This window comes from Streptomyces sp. NPDC013187 (assembly GCF_042899705.1).
Lineage (GTDB): Bacteria > Actinomycetota > Actinomycetes > Streptomycetales > Streptomycetaceae > Streptomyces > Streptomyces hawaiiensis_A.
This window is the reverse complement of record NZ_JBIBAF010000013.1, coordinates 157437-172600: the sequence shown is the minus strand read 5'-3', so window position 1 is coordinate 172600 and position 15164 is coordinate 157437. Positions and strand designations below refer to the sequence as shown.

General features: G+C 71.0%; 14 protein-coding genes. 10 read left to right on the top strand and 4 right to left on the bottom strand.

The genetic code is table 11. From position 1 onward, the window contains the following. Positions 1 to 118 precede the first annotated feature (118 nt). The 4 genes from ACFY5B_RS27295 to mutM all read left to right on the top strand — a co-directional run bounded on the left by ACFY5B_RS27295 (position 119) and on the right by mutM (position 2764). Positions 119 to 769, top strand: coding sequence for a YceD family protein (locus ACFY5B_RS27295; RefSeq protein ID WP_351639385.1), 651 nt, complete (start codon positions 119 to 121; stop codon positions 767 to 769). Between the two features lie 2 nt (positions 770 to 771). Continuing rightward, positions 772 to 945, top strand: a complete 174-nt coding sequence (rpmF, locus tag ACFY5B_RS27290) for a 50S ribosomal protein L32 (protein ID WP_003951102.1) — start codon at positions 772 to 774, stop codon at positions 943 to 945. Positions 946 to 952: 7 nt separating this feature from the next. Then, complete coding sequence (gene rnc, locus ACFY5B_RS27285) at positions 953 to 1801, top strand: ribonuclease III (RefSeq protein ID WP_389973821.1); 849 nt, start codon at positions 953 to 955, stop codon at positions 1799 to 1801. Positions 1802 to 1903: 102 nt separating this feature from the next. Next, on the top strand, positions 1904 to 2764 hold the full coding sequence (mutM, locus tag ACFY5B_RS27280) for a bifunctional DNA-formamidopyrimidine glycosylase/DNA-(apurinic or apyrimidinic site) lyase (RefSeq protein ID WP_389973818.1): 861 nt from the start codon (positions 1904 to 1906) through the stop codon (positions 2762 to 2764). Here mutM and ACFY5B_RS27275 read toward each other — a convergent pair. Continuing rightward, on the bottom strand, positions 2754 to 3152 hold the full coding sequence (locus ACFY5B_RS27275) for a winged helix-turn-helix transcriptional regulator (protein ID WP_389973815.1): 399 nt from the start codon (positions 3150 to 3152) through the stop codon (positions 2754 to 2756). The two genes, mutM and ACFY5B_RS27275, sit on opposite strands and share 11 nt — an antisense overlap. Before the next feature lie 108 nt (positions 3153 to 3260). On the opposite strand from ACFY5B_RS27275, the gene ACFY5B_RS27270 reads away from it, so the two are divergent. After that, the gene (locus ACFY5B_RS27270) at positions 3261 to 3845 is read left to right on the top strand and encodes a flavodoxin family protein (protein ID WP_389973812.1); all 585 of its coding nucleotides are present in this window, start codon (positions 3261 to 3263) and stop codon (positions 3843 to 3845) included. Positions 3846 to 3861: 16 nt separating this feature from the next. Here the strand turns inward: ACFY5B_RS27270 and ACFY5B_RS27265 are convergent, their stop codons facing one another. After that, positions 3862 to 5019 carry a CAP domain-containing protein gene (locus ACFY5B_RS27265; RefSeq protein WP_389973809.1) on the bottom strand — a complete coding sequence of 386 codons (1158 nt, stop codon included), beginning with the start codon at positions 5017 to 5019 and terminating at the stop codon, positions 3862 to 3864. 161 nt (positions 5020 to 5180) lie between these two features. Here ACFY5B_RS27265 and ACFY5B_RS27260 point away from each other — a divergent pair, with 161 nt between their 5' ends. The 4 genes from ACFY5B_RS27260 to ACFY5B_RS27245 all read left to right on the top strand — a co-directional run bounded on the left by ACFY5B_RS27260 (position 5181) and on the right by ACFY5B_RS27245 (position 11477). Next, a complete protein-coding gene (locus ACFY5B_RS27260) occupies positions 5181 to 5462 on the top strand; it encodes an acylphosphatase (RefSeq protein ID WP_389973806.1) in 282 nt (93 codons plus the stop codon). A gap of 378 nt (positions 5463 to 5840) precedes the next feature. Continuing rightward, entirely contained in the window at positions 5841 to 6044 is a 204-nt protein-coding gene (locus tag ACFY5B_RS27255) for a hypothetical protein (RefSeq protein ID WP_030852030.1), read from the top strand. 212 nt (positions 6045 to 6256) lie between these two features. Further along, a complete protein-coding gene (smc, locus tag ACFY5B_RS27250) occupies positions 6257 to 9835 on the top strand; it encodes a chromosome segregation protein SMC (RefSeq protein WP_389973802.1) in 3579 nt (1192 codons plus the stop codon). A gap of 223 nt (positions 9836 to 10058) precedes the next feature. Beyond that, positions 10059 to 11477 (top strand): sugar porter family MFS transporter, encoded by a 1419-nt coding sequence (locus ACFY5B_RS27245; protein WP_389973799.1) that lies wholly within the window; start codon positions 10059 to 10061, stop codon positions 11475 to 11477. A 192-nt stretch (positions 11478 to 11669) separates the two neighbouring features. On the opposite strand, the gene ACFY5B_RS27240 is transcribed toward ACFY5B_RS27245, so the two are convergent. Then, positions 11670 to 12641: an LLM class flavin-dependent oxidoreductase gene (locus ACFY5B_RS27240; protein ID WP_389973797.1), complete on the bottom strand. Its 972-nt coding sequence runs from the start codon at positions 12639 to 12641 to the stop codon at positions 11670 to 11672. 151 nt (positions 12642 to 12792) lie between these two features. Between ACFY5B_RS27240 and ftsY the strand changes: the two genes are divergently transcribed. Next, positions 12793 to 13992 carry a signal recognition particle-docking protein FtsY gene (gene ftsY / locus ACFY5B_RS27235; RefSeq protein WP_389974057.1) on the top strand — a complete coding sequence of 400 codons (1200 nt, stop codon included), beginning with the start codon at positions 12793 to 12795 and terminating at the stop codon, positions 13990 to 13992. 110 nt (positions 13993 to 14102) lie between these two features. On the opposite strand, the gene ACFY5B_RS27230 is transcribed toward ftsY, so the two are convergent. After that, on the bottom strand, positions 14103 to 14765 hold the full coding sequence (locus tag ACFY5B_RS27230) for a bifunctional DNA primase/polymerase (protein ID WP_389973794.1): 663 nt from the start codon (positions 14763 to 14765) through the stop codon (positions 14103 to 14105). Positions 14766 to 15164: the final 399 nt, after the last annotated feature.

Sequence of the window (15164 nt, the reverse complement as noted above, 5' to 3'; positions counted from 1 at the left end):
TGGGACGAGAGCGAAAGGTCCAGTATCCTGGCTCTTCGGTCGCGCGTACGTCCGCGATCAACGCTGCCCGGGAACAACAAGGGGCAGCGCCCCTTAGCTCAGCAGACCGAAAGTTGGAATGGCCCTGAACGCCCGCCTCGACCACCGCAACCCCCTCGTGTTCGACACGCACGAGCTGGGCCGGCGGCCTGGTGCGCTGCAGCGCCTGACCCGCTCGGTCGACGCTCCCAAGGACCTCGGTATCAAGGGAGTCATCGGAGTGCCGGAAGGCGCCCCGGTGGAGCTCGAACTCCGCCTGGAGTCGGTCATGGAAGGGGTGCTCGTCACAGGCACCGCCCGTGCCGCGGCCGAAGGGGAGTGCGTAAGGTGTCTGGAGCCGCTCGAGCAAGAACTCGAAGCGGAGTTCCAGGAGATGTTCTCGTACCCTGACGCCGACGACCGGGGCCGCGTGATCGCGGAACCGGGCGACGACGCCGAGGACGACGAGGACAGGCTCTTCCTCGAGGACGGCTTGTTCGACCTCGAGCCCGTGCTGCGTGATGCGGTGGTGCTCGCACTGCCGATGCAGCCGGTGTGCCGGGAAGACTGCCCCGGGCTGTGCGCCGAGTGCGGCGCGCGGCTGGCGGACGACCCGGACCACCACCATGACGCCGTCGACATCCGTTGGGCGGCATTGCAGGGACTCGCCGGCACCATGAAGGACGGCGAGAAGGACGAGATGAGCGGCGCTGACGCGGAAGCGGGCGTCGACGAGAAGCAGGAGAAGTAGCCGTGGCTGTTCCGAAGCGGAAGATGTCGCGCAGCAACACGCGCCACCGCCGGTCGCAGTGGAAGGCTGCGGTCCCCACCCTGGTTGCGTGCGAGCGCTGCCACGAGCCCAAGCAGCAGCACATCGCGTGCCCGTCGTGCGGCACCTACAACAAGCGCCAGGTCCTCGAGGTCTGAGCGGCTGGTGAGAGGCACTGTGTCCACGCCCAAGAACAAGTCTTCCCGTGTGAGCGGGAGTGCTCCGGCGGACAACCAGGCCTCGTCCCACACGCTTCTGGAAGGGCGGCTCGGGTACAAGCTCGAGTCCGCCCTTCTGGTGCGCGCACTGACCCACCGGTCGTACGCATACGAGAACGGCGGTCTGCCGACCAACGAGCGCCTGGAGTTCCTCGGGGACTCCGTCCTCGGCCTCGTGGTCACGGACACGCTGTACCGCACCCACCCCGACCTGCCAGAAGGCCAACTGGCCAAGCTGCGGGCCGCGGTGGTGAACTCGCGTGCGCTCGCCGAGGTGGGCCGCGGGCTCGACCTGGGCTCCTTCATCCGGCTCGGCCGGGGTGAAGAGGGCACGGGCGGCCGGGACAAGGCGTCCATCCTCGCCGACACCCTCGAAGCGGTGATCGGCGCGGTCTACCTGGACCAGGGACTGGACTCGGCGGCGGAGCTCGTGCACCGCCTGTTCGACCCCCTGATCGAGAAGTCCTCGAACCTCGGAGCCGGCCTGGACTGGAAGACCAGTCTCCAGGAGCTCACCGCGACCGAGGGGCTCGGTGTCCCCGAGTACCTGGTCACGGAGACCGGCCCCGACCACGAGAAGACCTTCACTGCTGCCGCCCGCGTCGGAGGCGTCTCGTACGGCACCGGCACCGGCCGCAGCAAGAAGGAGGCGGAGCAGCAGGCCGCCGAGTCCGCGTGGCGGTCCATCCGGGCCGCGGCGGACGAGCGCGCCAAGGCGGCGAAGGACGCCGAGGCGACGCAGACGGCAGCTGCTCAGGCCGCCCAGACGGTCACCGACGGCAGCGTCGGCGGCTGACCGCCGCCGCCCTCGCCGGGCGGCACGCACAGCGCACCCGAGCGCCCGCCCCTGCCCGGGGCGGGCGCTCGCGTCATCCACAGGTCCGTGACGGGGGAGCCCATGCCCGAGTTGCCCGAGGTCGAGGTCGTCCGGCGCGGTCTCGAGCGGTGGGTCGCCCACCGGACCGTCGCCGAGGCCGAAGTGCTGCACCCGCGCGCGGTACGCCGGCATCTCGCGGGCGCCGACGACTTCGCACACCGTCTGAAGGGCCACCGCATCGGCGTCCCCAGCCGGCGCGGCAAGTACCTCTGGCTGCCCCTGGAGGACACGGACCAGTCGATCCTGGCCCACCTCGGCATGAGCGGCCAGCTCCTGGTACAGCCGCACACCGCGCCGGACGAGAAGCACCTGCGCATCCGCGTCCGCTTCACCGACGCCCTGGACACCGAACTCCGCTTCGTCGACCAGCGCACCTTCGGTGGCCTCTCGCTGCACGACAACACCCCCGACGGCCTGCCGGACGTCATCGCGCACATCGCCCGCGACCCGCTCGACGAGCTCTTCGACGACGAGGCCTTCCACCGGGCGCTGCGCCGCAAGCGGTCCACGATCAAGCGGGCCCTGCTCGATCAGTCACTGATCAGCGGGGTCGGCAACATCTACGCGGACGAGGCCCTCTGGCGCGCCCGCATCCACTACGAACGCCCGACCGCGACCTTCACCCGCCCCCGCACCCTCATGCTGCTGGGGCATGTGAGGGACGTGATGAATGCGGCCCTCGCGGTGGGCGGCACCAGCTTCGACAGCCTGTACGTCAACGTCAACGGCGAGTCGGGCTACTTCGACCGGTCGCTCGACGCGTACGGCCGTGAGGGGCTGCCCTGCCGGCGCTGCGCCACCCCCATGCGGCGGCGGCCCTGGATGAACCGGTCGAGCTACTACTGCCCGAAGTGCCAGCGGCCGCCCAGGATCACGCCCTAGCGGAGTCGTACCGCTCGCGCGCGGCGAGCACCTGCCCCATGCTCCCCTCCACGAAGTGGATCAGGGCGAGAAGCCGCTCGGCCACTTCCCGCCCGAGCGGCGTCAGTTCGTAGTCCACGCGGGGCGGATTGGTCGGCTGGGCCTCGCGGTGGACCAGGCCGTCGCGTTCCAGGGCGTGCAGCGTCTGGGACAGCATCTTCTCGCTGACCCCGTCGACGCGGCGGCGCAGCTCGTTGAAGCGCAGCGAACCCTCGTACAGGGCGCCGAGCGCGAGGCCGCCCCAGCGGCCCGTGACGTGCTCCAGCGTGCCGCGTGACGGGCAGGCCTTGGCGAACACGTTGAACGGGAGGTCTTCGAGGCCCTCCGTGAGCCCCTCGGTGGTGGTCATACGCCCAGCGTACGCCAGCGCAGCGCTAACCAACAGGTTGCACTAACCGAAAGTTAGTGCTTTCCTTTGGTCATCATCAGCGACCTGCCTGCTTCGAGGAGTTCTCACGTGACCACCCCTGTCGTCTCCCTGGCCTACCACTCCGGCTACGGCCACACCGCCGTGATCGCGGAGGCCGTCCGTGCCGGTGCCGTCGAGGCCGGGGCCGAGGTGCATCTGATCAAGGTCGACGAGATCACCGAGGAGCAGTGGGCGGTCCTCGACCGCTCGGACGCCATCGTGTTCGGCTCGCCGACCTACATGGGCACCGCGTCCGGCGCCTTCCACGTCTTCGCGGAGGCCACCTCGAAGCGCTGGGCCACCCAGGCCTGGAAGGACAAGCTGGCCGCGGGCTTCACCAACTCCGCGTCCAAGAGTGGCGACAAGCTGCACACCCTGCAGTACTTCCAGATCCTCGCCGCGCAGCTCGGCATGCACTGGGTCAGTCTCGGTCTGCTCCCGGGCTGGAACAGCAGCACCGGCTCCGAGCACGACCTGAACCGTCTCGGCGTCTTCCTGGGCGCGGCCGCTCAGACCAACGCCGACGAGGGTCCGGACGCCGTCCACAAGGCCGACATCGCCACGGCCGAACAGCTGGGCCGCCGCGTGGCGGAGACGGCCAGGGTGTTCCTCAAGGGCCTGGCCGCCGCCTGAGCGTCGTCAGCCGGGCTCAGTAACCGAAGTTCTGCGTCCACCAGGGGCCGCCGGAGCCGAGCTCGACCCCTACGCCCAGCGTCTTGAAGTCGCAGTTCAGTATGTTGGCGCGGTGGCCGGGGCTGTTCATCCAGGCGTCCATCACGGCCGCGGCGTCCGCCTGGCCGCGGGCGATGTTCTCGCCGCCGAGGTTGGATATCCCGGCCTTCTCGGCCCGGTCCCAGGGGGTGCGGCCGTCCGGGTCGGTGTGGTCGAAGAAGCCGCGCGCCGCCATGTCCTCGCTGTAGCTCTGGGCCAGGTCCGTGAGAGCGCTGTTGGCGGCGACCGGGCGGCAGCCCACCTTGGCCCGCTCCTCGTTCACGAGGCTGAGCACCTGGGCCGCGGCGGCGGACTCACGGGACAGGGCGGCGGAGGCGCTGGGCGTCCTCGGAGCCTTCGTGGCCGTACGGGAGGGCGTGGTGTCCGGCTTCTCGCTCGGAGTGGCCGCCGGCTTCTTCTTCTCCGGCGTCTTCTCCGGCGTCTTCTCGGGCTTCTCCGGCGTCTTCGTCGGCGCGGCCGAGGTCTTCGAGGCGGACGGCGACGGTGTGCCGGAGCGCTCGGCGTCCCGGCTGGTGGACGTCTCGTCCCGGCTGTCGGCGGTGCCGGCGGTGCCGCCCTGCTCGACCGGGGTGTTCGTCGGCGTGTCCCCGGCCTGGACCTTGTCGGCCCCGCCGCCCCCGCCGAGCTTGTAGTTGTCGAGGCCCGGCACCGCACCCGTGGCGACCGCGACCGTGCCGAGGGCGACGGCGGCGGAGACGCCGAGCAGCCCGGTGCGCATCGGCCGGGCGGCCTTCTTGCGGCGGCGGTGCGAACCGGCGCGCCGGACGCCGCCGTCGGGCGTGAAGCCGTCGCTCGCGAAACCGTCGCTCGCGAATCCGTCGCTCGCGAAGACAGCCGTGTCGTCGTAGCGGCCTGCCGCGGCGGACGCCTCATCCCCGAACAGGTAGGCCTCGGTCTTCGCGTAGCTGCCGGCGTACGCCTCCGGGTTCAGATAGGGCGCGATGCCCATCGTCGGAGCGTCGTCCGCGGTGGGGTACAGCGGATCGTGGCCCTCCGCGAAGCCGTCGGCGTGGGTGATGCCCGTGGCGCGGCCCGTGGCGGCGCGGCCGGCGTCGGAGCGTCGGTGGCGTCCCATGTCCTGGCCTTCCTCGTCCTGGCGGTCGACTCGTCCTCGAGATCAACACCAAACTCACCCGATCGTGTGAGTTTCATATGAGATTCGTTGAGGGGGGACGGTACCGCATGGCGCAAGTGGAGGAAGTGCCCGGAGAGAGTTTGGACGGTTAGGTTGCAGTCATGAGCGAGGATGTGCGACTGGTCGCCTGGGTGCGTGGACGCGTCCAAGGTGTGGGTTTCCGCTGGTTCACGCGGGCCAAGGCATTGGAGATCGGCGGCCTGAGTGGCTTTGCTCTCAATTTGGGCGACGGACGCGTCCAGGTGGTCGCCGAGGGCGGACGTGAGTGTTGCGAGGGGCTGCTGGAGTGGCTCCAGGGTGACGACACGCCCGGCCGCGTGGACGGCGTCACCGAGATCTGGGACACACCGCGCGGCGGCTACGACGGCTTCGCCATCCGTTGATCACGCCCGCAGGGCGGCTCTCGAGGCGGCCTCCGGGCGGCGTGCCGAGAGCCGTCCGGAAAGGAAACTTGCTGGTGATTGCCAGAACCGCTTGCCTTGCCGCGCTCCGCGCGCAAGGATGATCGACACGCCCTGAGGGCCCCGCAGAAGCCGTAGTACGGCCGTTCCAGGCCGCGCGTGCCCGGGCCGCCCCCCAATACGGGGCGTGATCGTGTTGACCGTCAAACTTTTTGGTGAGACGCTGAAAGCCCCGCGCACCTTAGCTGTTTGGCATGGCTGAACGGCAGTACAACTCCAGGCCCTGCCAAGACTGCGGGTGCGAATCCCTCACGACCCACACCGCAGCGGTCGGTCACGCATTGTGGAGGACCATCCATCATGGCAAAGGCGCTTCTCGGTTACGTCGGCGGCTCCGACCCGCGACTCCTCGCCGAGATGCGACGGCTCCAGCAGCGCGTCCAGGACCTGGAATCCGAGCTCGGACGAATCCAGGCGGAGAACGAGGCGCTGACGGCTGCCGCTTCTCACGACAGGATCATGGAGAGCGTTGACGCACACCAGGCGGAGCCTGCGCTCACCTGATCACTGCACCGCTCCACAACAGCACAGCAGTGGTTGGGCCGCCCGTCACAACCGCCTGGTTGTCAGAAGTGCAAGGGACGCCCTGTCGGCGTCCCTTCTTTCTTTCCCCCGCATCCTTTCACCGTCTTTAACGTCTGATGTGCCCTGCGCGTTCAGCGGCGAAACCGCGGGTTCATGGAGTGAGACACACCCGGGCGGTAGAGTCCGGCGGCGTGCACCTCAAGGCCCTGACCCTCCGCGGGTTCAAGTCGTTCGCCTCGGCGACCACCCTTCGGTTCGAGCCGGGGATCACGTGCGTCGTCGGACCGAACGGCTCGGGCAAGTCCAACGTCGTCGACGCGCTCAGCTGGGTCATGGGCGAGCAGGGCGCCAAGTCGCTACGCGGCGGCAAGATGGAGGACGTCATCTTCGCCGGCACCACCGGCCGCCCCCCGCTGGGCCGCGCCGAGGTGTCCCTGACCATCGACAACTCCGACGGGGCCCTGCCCATCGAGTACGCCGAGGTCACCATCACGCGGATCATGTTCCGCAACGGCGGCAGCGAATACCAGATCAACGGCGACACCTGCCGCCTCCTCGACATCCAGGAACTCCTCTCGGACTCCGGCATCGGCCGCGAGATGCACGTGATCGTCGGGCAGGGCCAGCTCGACTCCGTGCTGCACGCCGACCCCATGGGCCGACGCGCCTTCATCGAAGAGGCCGCAGGCGTCCTCAAGCACCGCAAGCGCAAGGAGAAGGCGCTGCGCAAGCTGGACGCGATGCAGGCCAACCTCGCGCGCGTACAGGACCTGACGGACGAACTGCGCCGGCAGCTGAAGCCGCTGGGCCGCCAGGCGGCGGTGGCACGACGGGCCGCCGTCATCCAGGCCGACCTGCGCGACGCCCGCCTGCGCCTCCTGGCCGACGACCTCGTGCGGCTCCGGGAGGCTCTCGAGGCCGAGGTCGCCGACGAGGCCGCGCTGAAGGAACGCAAGGAGTCCGCCGAGCAGGAGCTGCGCAAGGCGCTCCAGCGTGAGGCCCTCCTCGAGGACGAGGTCCGCCGGCTCACGCCGCGCCTCCAGCGCGCCCAGCAGACCTGGTACGAGCTCTCCCAGCTCGCCGAGCGCGTGCGCGGCACGATCTCACTGGCCGACGCCCGCGTGAAGAGCGCCACCTCGGCGCCTCCCGAGGAGCGGCGCGGCCGCGACCCGGAGGACATGGAGCGTGAGGCCGCCCGGATCCGTGAGCAGGAGGCCGAGCTGGAGGCGGCCCTGGAGGCGGCCGAACGCGCCTTGGAGGACACGGTCGCCCACCGCGCCGAGCTGGAGCGCGCGCTCACCGAGGAGGAACGGCGCCTGAAGGACGTCGCCCGTGCCATCGCCGACCGGCGTGAGGGCCTGGCCCGCCTCAGCGGCCAGGTCAACGCCGCCCGCTCCCGAGCGGCCTCCGCCCAGGCCGAGATCGAACGCCTGGCCGCCGCCCGCGACGAGGCGCAGGAACGTGCCGCCGCCGCCCAGGAGGAGTACGAGACCCTCAAGGCCGAGGTCGACGGCCTGGACGCCGGCGACGCGGAACTCTCCGAGCGGCACGAGGAGGCGAAGCAGCAGCTGGCCGAGGCCGAGGCCGCCCTCACGGCGGCCCGCGAGGAGGCCACGGCGGCGGAGCGGAAACGCGCCGCCACCCAGGCCCGCCACGAGGCCCTGGCACTCGGCCTGCGCCGCAAGGACGGCACCGGGGCACTGCTCGCGGCGAAGGACCGCCTCTCCGGCCTGCTCGGACCGGCGGCCGAACTCCTGACGGTGACCCCGGGCCACGAGGTCGCGCTGGCCGCGGCGTTCGGGGTGGCGGCGGACGCCATCGCCGTCACGTCCCCGGCATCCGCGGCCGACGCGATCCGACTCCTCCGCAAACAGGACGGGGGCAGGGCCACCTTGCTCCTGGCAGGAGACGACGCCCTCAGGGGGGCGGGCAACGGCGCGACCAGCCACAACGACGCCGCAGACCCCCGTCACACCTACGCCGCAGACCTGGTGCGCGGCCCCACCGACCTCATGCCGGCCGTCCGCCGGCTGCTCCACGGCATCGTCGTCGTCAGCACCCTCGAAGACGCCGAAGACCTCGTATACAGCCACCCCCGCCTCACCGCGGTCACCGCCGAGGGCGACCTGTTGGGCGCCCACTTCGCCCACGGCGGCTCCGCCGGCGCACCCAGCCTCCTCGAAGTCCAGGCATCCGTCGACGAGGCCGCCGCCGAGCTGGAGGAGCTGGCCGTCCGCTGCGAGGAACTCACCGAGGCGCAGGACTCGGCCGTGGCGCGGCGCAAAGAATGTGCCGCCCTGGTCGAGGAGCTGGGGGAGCGGCGCCGGGCCGGCGACCGGGAGAAGTCGGCCGTCGCCCAGCAGCTCGGCCGCCTCGCGGGGCAGGCGCGAGGCGCGGCGGGGGAGGCCGAGCGGTCCGCCGCCGCGGCGGCCCGGGCGCAGGACGCCCTGGACAAGGCGCTCCAGGAGGTCGAGGAACTCGCCGAGCGGCTCGCCGTCGCCGAGGAGATGCCGATCGAGGAGGAGCCCGACACCTCCGCACGGGACCGGCTCGCCGCCGACGGTGCCAACGCGCGCCAGACCGAGATGGAGGCCCGGCTCCAGGCCCGTACGCACGAGGAACGGGTCAAGGGACTGGCCGGGCGGGCCGACTCCCTGGACCGGGCCGCCCGCGCGGAGCGCGAGGCACGCGCGCGTGCCGAGCAGCGGCGGGCCCGGCTGCGGCACGAGGCGGCCGTCGCCGAGGCCGTCGGCGCCGGTGCCCGGCAGCTGCTCGCGTACGTCGAGGTCTCCCTGGCCCGCGCCGACGAGGAGCGCACCGCCGCCGAGGCCGCGAAGGCGCGGCGCGAGCAGGAACTCGCCCGTGCCCGCACCGAGGGGCGTGATCTCAAGGGCGAGCTCGACAAGTTGACGGATTCGGTCCACCGTGGCGAGGTACTCGGCGCCGAGAAGCGGCTGCGCATCGAGCAGCTGGAGACCAAGGCGCTGGAGGAGCTGGGTGTCGAACCGGCCGGACTGGTGGCGGAGTACGGACCGCACCAGCTCGTGCCGCCCTCGCCCCCCGCCGAGGGCGAGGAGCTGCCGGAGGACCCGGAGCACCCGCGCAACCGGCCCAGGCCGTATCTCCGGGCCGAGCAGGAGAAGCGCCTCAAGGCCGCCGAGCGGGCCTACCAGCAGCTCGGCAAGGTGAACCCGCTCGCGCTGGAGGAGTTCGCGGCGCTGGAGGAACGCCACCAGTTCCTCAGCGAGCAGCTCGAGGACCTGAAGAAGACGCGGGCCGACCTCCTGCAGGTGGTGAAGGAGGTCGATGAGCGGGTCGAGCAGGTCTTCACCGAGGCCTACCGGGACACCGCCCGGGAGTTCGAGGGCGTGTTCTCCCGTCTGTTCCCGGGGGGTGAGGGGCGGCTGATCCTGACCGACCCCGACAACATGCTCACCACGGGCGTGGATGTCGAGGCGCGTCCGCCGGGCAAGAAGGTCAAGAGGCTGTCGCTGCTCTCGGGCGGGGAGCGGTCGCTGACCGCGGTCGCGATGCTCGTGTCGATCTTCAAGGCACGGCCGAGCCCGTTCTACGTCATGGACGAGGTCGAGGCCGCGCTCGACGACACCAACCTCCAGCGGCTCATCCGGATCATGCAGGAGCTCCAGGAAGCCTCCCAGCTGATCGTGATCACCCACCAGAAGCGCACGATGGAGGTCGCCGACGCGCTGTACGGCGTCTCCATGCAGGGCGACGGTGTGTCGAAGGTCATCAGCCAGCGCCTCCGCTGAATGCGTGCACGCTACACCGGCCCTACCTGCGCCTCTTCATGACTTCAACACTTGAACACATTGCCCCCACACGCCTGCCTCAGGTTCACAGTCGCTCACCTATTGACTTCGAAACTTGAAGGCATAGTCTCGGCAACGTTCCTTTTACCTTCAGGTACCTTCAGGTGGCACCTCGAAGGGCTGATCCCCTCCGGCAGCGTTGCCGGTGGCCCGAGGAGTACACGTGACCAGCACAGCGCAGGCACCCAAGTCAGGAGCCCGGACGGCTCACCCCGATCATCTCGGGCACGTCATCTTCATCGCGGCGGCAGCAGCGATGGGCGGTTTCCTCTTCGGCTATGACAGTTCCGTGATCAACGGCGCCGTCGAGGCCATCCGTGACCGCTACGACGTAGGCTCCGCGGCCCTCGCCCAGGTCATCGCCATCGCCCTCATCGGCTGCGCCGTGGGCGCCGCGACCGCCGGCCGCATAGCCGACCGCATCGGCCGCATCCGGTGCATGCAGATCGCCGCGGCCCTCTTCACCGTCAGCGCCGTCGGCTCCGCGCTGCCCTTCGCGCTGTGGGACCTCGCCTTCTGGCGTGTCGTCGGCGGCTTCGCCATCGGCATGGCCTCCGTGATCGGCCCGGCCTACATCGCCGAGGTCGCCCCGCCCGCCTACCGCGGCCGGCTCGGCTCCTTCCAGCAGGCCGCGATCGTCATCGGCATCGCCGTGTCGCAGCTGGTCAACTGGGGTCTGCTGAACGCCGCCGACGGTGACCAGCGCGGCAAGCTGATGGGGCTTGAGGCCTGGCAGGTCATGCTCGGCGTCATGGTCGTCCCGGCCGTTCTCTACGGCCTGCTCTCCTTCGCCATCCCCGAGTCCCCGCGCTTCCTCATCTCCGTCGGCAAGCACGAGCGCGCCCGGGAGATCCTCGCCGAGGTCGAGGGCAAGGACGTCGACCTGAACGCCCGTGTCGCCGAGATCGAGGGCGCCATGAAGAGCGAGCACAAGGCGAGCTTCAAGGACCTGCTCGGCGGCGGCTTCTTCTTCAAGCCGATCGTCTGGATCGGCATCGGCCTGTCGGTCTTCCAGCAGTTCGTCGGCATCAACGTCGCGTTCTACTACTCCGCGACGCTGTGGCAGTCGGTCGGCGTCGACCCCGCCGACTCGTTCTTCTACTCCTTCACCACGTCGATCATCAACATCGTCGGCACCGTCATCGCGATGATCTTCGTCGACCGCATCGGCCGCCGGCCGCTCGCGATCATCGGCTCGGTCGGCATGGTCGTCGGCCTGGCGCTGGAGGCCTGGGCGTTCTCCTACCACCTCGTCGACGGCAAGCTGCCGGCCACGCAGGGCTGGATCGCCCTGATCGCCGCGCACGTCTTCGTCCTCTTCTTCGCCCTGTCCTGGGGTGTGGTCGTCTGGGTCATGCTCGGCGAGATGTTCCCGAACCGGATCCGCGCCGCCGCCCTGGGTGTGGCCGCCGCCGCGCAGTGGATCGCCAACTGGGCCATCACCGCGAGCTTCCCGTCGCTGGCCGACTGGAACCTCTCCGCGACCTACGTGATCTACACCGCGTTCGCCGCGCTCTCGATCCCGTTCGTCCTGAAGTTCGTCAAGGAGACGAAGGGCAAGGCCCTGGAGGAGATGGGCTAGCCCCGCCCCCGACTCGGGGAGAAGGGGCCAAGTCCCCGCTGCCCCTCTCCCCGTAACCCGCCGCCGCCCCGGTTCGGCCACTGCCCGAGCCGGGGCGGCGGTCCGTCGTTCACCGGACGAGGGCCTCGATCTCCAGGTCGTCGTCAGCGGATCACCCCGAAGCCGCGTCCGACCACCGGTTGTCCGCGCTCGTCAGCTCCCCAGCCGCGGCAGCACCCGCTCGCAGAACAGCTGCAGGCTCCGCCACCCCTCCTCCACCGGCATCCCGCCCGCCAGCGGATGCAGGACGTAGGACTGCAGCCCCAGCGCCACGCACGCCTCCGGGGTGAGAATCCGGTACACGCCCTCCGCGCGCAGCTCCTCGACCGTCGCCGCGGCCGATTTCACCGCCGAGCGCATCCCGCCCGGCTGCCAGGAGGCGTACGTCCGGGCCTCGTGCAGAAAGTGCCGCCCGTACTGCGCCCAGGCCCGGTCCGGATCCTCCGCCACGTGCAGCAGGGGCGTCTCGGCGGCGGGCATCATCACCCAGCCCTCGGTGCCGTACTCGACGAGCAGCTCCTTGTAGTACGTCTCCAGCTCCGGCAGATGCGCGCTGGGGAAGAACGGCAGTCCGAGCCGGGCGGCGCGGCGGGCCGCTGCCCGGGACGAGCCGCCGACCAGGAGCAGCGGGTGCGGTTCGGTGCAGGGACGCGGGGTGACACGGACCGTGCGGCCCCGGTAGGAGAAGGGCTCGCCCGTCCAGGCCGCCGGCAGGGTCTCCAGCAGCTCGTCCTGGAGTCTCCCGCGCCGGGCGAAGTCCACCCCGAACTGCTCGTACTCCTCGGGCCGGTACCCGATTCCGGCGACCGTCACCAGCCGCCCGCCGCTCAGCAGGTCCAGCACGGCGATCTCCTCGGCCAGCCGCAGCGGGTCGTGCAACGGGCCGATGATCGCCGACACGGTCACCGCGACACGCCGGGTCGCACCGAAGACGGCCCCAGCGAAGGCGAACGGCGACGGCAGCCAGTTGTTGTCCGCCCCGTGGTGTTCCTCGGTCTGCACGGTGCTCACACCCCGGTCGTCGGCGTACGCGGCCATCTCCAGGGCCGCCCGGTAGCGGGCACCGAGCTCGGCGGGCGTCGCCCCGGGAGCGACGAGGTTGAAGCGTGCGACCGTGACGGGCATGGGGCGTCTCCCTCCGCCGGGCGGGTGTCCGGGGGGACGTTAGCTGACGCAGCGTCAGACATCCAGGGGTGTGGAGATCCGGCGGCGCCCGGCCCGGCGGGGCGGTGCGAGCGGGGTGACCCGGGGCCCCATGACTGATACTGGACCCGTTATGGACATCGTCATCCTTGCTGTAGTCATCGCCGTGGTCGTGCTCGGCGCGCTCGGCGGGCTCATCGTCGGCAGCCGGCGCAAGAAGCAGCTGCCCCCGCCCCCGCCCGCAGCGCCCGACATCACCGCCCCACCGGCCGAGCCGCACGTCGGCGACGAGGCCGAAACGCCGCAGGACGAACCGCGGCGCACCATCGAGGAGGTGGATCTCCCGGACGGCTCGGCTCCGGTCGTAGTCGAGGAGCCGCCCGCCGAAGCTCCCGAGATCGAGATCCCGGAACCCACCGCCGGCCGCCTGGTCCGGCTGCGGACCCGGCTCTCCCGCTCGCAGAACGCCCTCGGCAAGGGGCTGCTCACCCTGCTGTCGCGCGAGCACCTCGACGAGGACACCTGGGAGGAGATCGAGGACACGCTGCTCACCGCGGACGTCGGCGTGCAGCCCACCCAGGAACTGGTCGACCGGCTGCGTGAACGTGTGAAGGTGCTCGGCACCCGCACCCCCGAGGAACTGCGCACCCTGCTCCGCGAGGAACTGGTCACGCTGGTCGGCCGCGACATGGACCGCGTGGTCAAGACCGAGCCGGAGGACCGCAAGCCGGGCATCGTCATGGTCGTCGGCGTCAACGGCACCGGAAAGACCACCACCACCGGCAAGCTCGCCCGCGTCCTGGTGGCCGACGGCCAGAGCGTCGTGCTCGGCGCCGCCGACACCTTCCGCGCCGCCGCCGCCGATCAGCTCCAGACCTGGGGCGAGCGCGTCGGCGCACACACGGTGCGCGGGCCGGAGGGCGGCGACCCGGCCTCCGTGGCCTTCGACGCGGTCAAGGAGGGCAAGGAGATGGGTGCGAACGTCGTGCTCATCGACACCGCCGGCCGTCTGCACACCAAGACCGGACTCATGGACGAGCTCGGCAAGGTCAAGCGGGTCGTGGAGAAGCAGGCCCCGGTCGACGAGGTGCTGCTCGTCCTGGACGCCACCACCGGCCAGAACGGCCTGGTGCAGGCCCGGGTCTTCTCCGAGGTCGTCGACATCACCGGCATCGTGCTCACCAAGCTCGACGGCACGGCCAAGGGCGGCATCGTGGTCGCGGTCCAGCGCGAGCTGGGCGTCCCCGTCAAGCTCGTCGGGCTGGGCGAGGGCGCGGACGACCTGGCGCCGTTCGAGCCGGAGGCGTTCGTTGACGCCCTTATCGGGGAGTGAGCTCGGCACCAGCCGCGGCACGACCTGCGAAGAACCGTACCTGCGCGAGAAGCGCCCGCCCCCGAGGTGCAGTCGGGGCCGGGCGCTTCGCTCTGTGGCCTCGCCCGCGCCTACGCCCGCGACCGGTGTGCCACGTACGCCAGCGTGCCGAGCACCAGGCGGGCCTCCGGCGGCCGGGACGCCGAGTCCAGGGCGGGGGAGCGCAGCCAGCGCACCGGGCCCAGGCCGCCGCGGTCGGAGGGCGGTGCCGTGATGTACGCGCCCGGGCCGAGGCCCCGCAGGTCGAGGGAGTCCGGGTCGTCCCAGCCCATGCGGTACAGCAGGCCGGGGAGATCGGCGGCGGCGCCGGGGGCGACGAAGAAGTGCGCGCGGCCGTCCGGGGTCGCGGCGACCGGGCCGACGGGCAGGCCCATGCGCTCCAGCCGGGCCAGCGCGCGGCAGCCGGCGGGCTCGGCCACCTCGATGACGTCGAAGGCCCGGCCGACCGGCAGCATCACCGAGGCGCCGGGGAACTCGCCCCATGTCTCGGTCACGGCGTCCAGCGTCGCGCCGGCCGCGAGCAGCGGCGCGAAATCGAGCGGGTGCGCGCCCGGCGCGGGGCAGTCGCTGCGGCCGCAGGAGCAGGCGCCCGCCGAGGCCCGGGCGCCCGGCACCACGTCCCAGCCCCACAGTCCGGTGTACTCGGCCACGGCCGTGCCGTCCGACGTGCGGCGGCGGCGTGAGCCGGACCGGATGTCGCGCATGCCACGGTTGATGCCGATCGTGAAGCCCATGCCCCCTCCAACGGGTCCGGCGCCCGGTGGTTACGCAGCGGACGCAGTGTGTGACTCTCTGTTTCCGCCTTCCCGATGGCGGCCCGCCCACTCGGCGCCCGGATGCGCCCGGGGTGGCGTGCCCAGCGACGCGCGCCCCCAAGTGCATCGCTGCACCCACTACTGGTTGTGTTGTGTCAAGTGAATCGCGCCCAGGCGTACGTGAGTTCATTCGAAGGGGTGGCGAATGGTGGCGTTTCCGTGTGGGCCGTGGCTGGGCGGGTGATCGTAGGATTACTCTGTGTGCACGAGCCCTGGGGGTGCTTGCGCTCGTGGGTATGCCGGAGGCAAGTCGTCATTCCGTTCGAAGGGTGACAAGGGCCGGACGGACGGCCGTACGAACCGGCATGCTGATAGGGC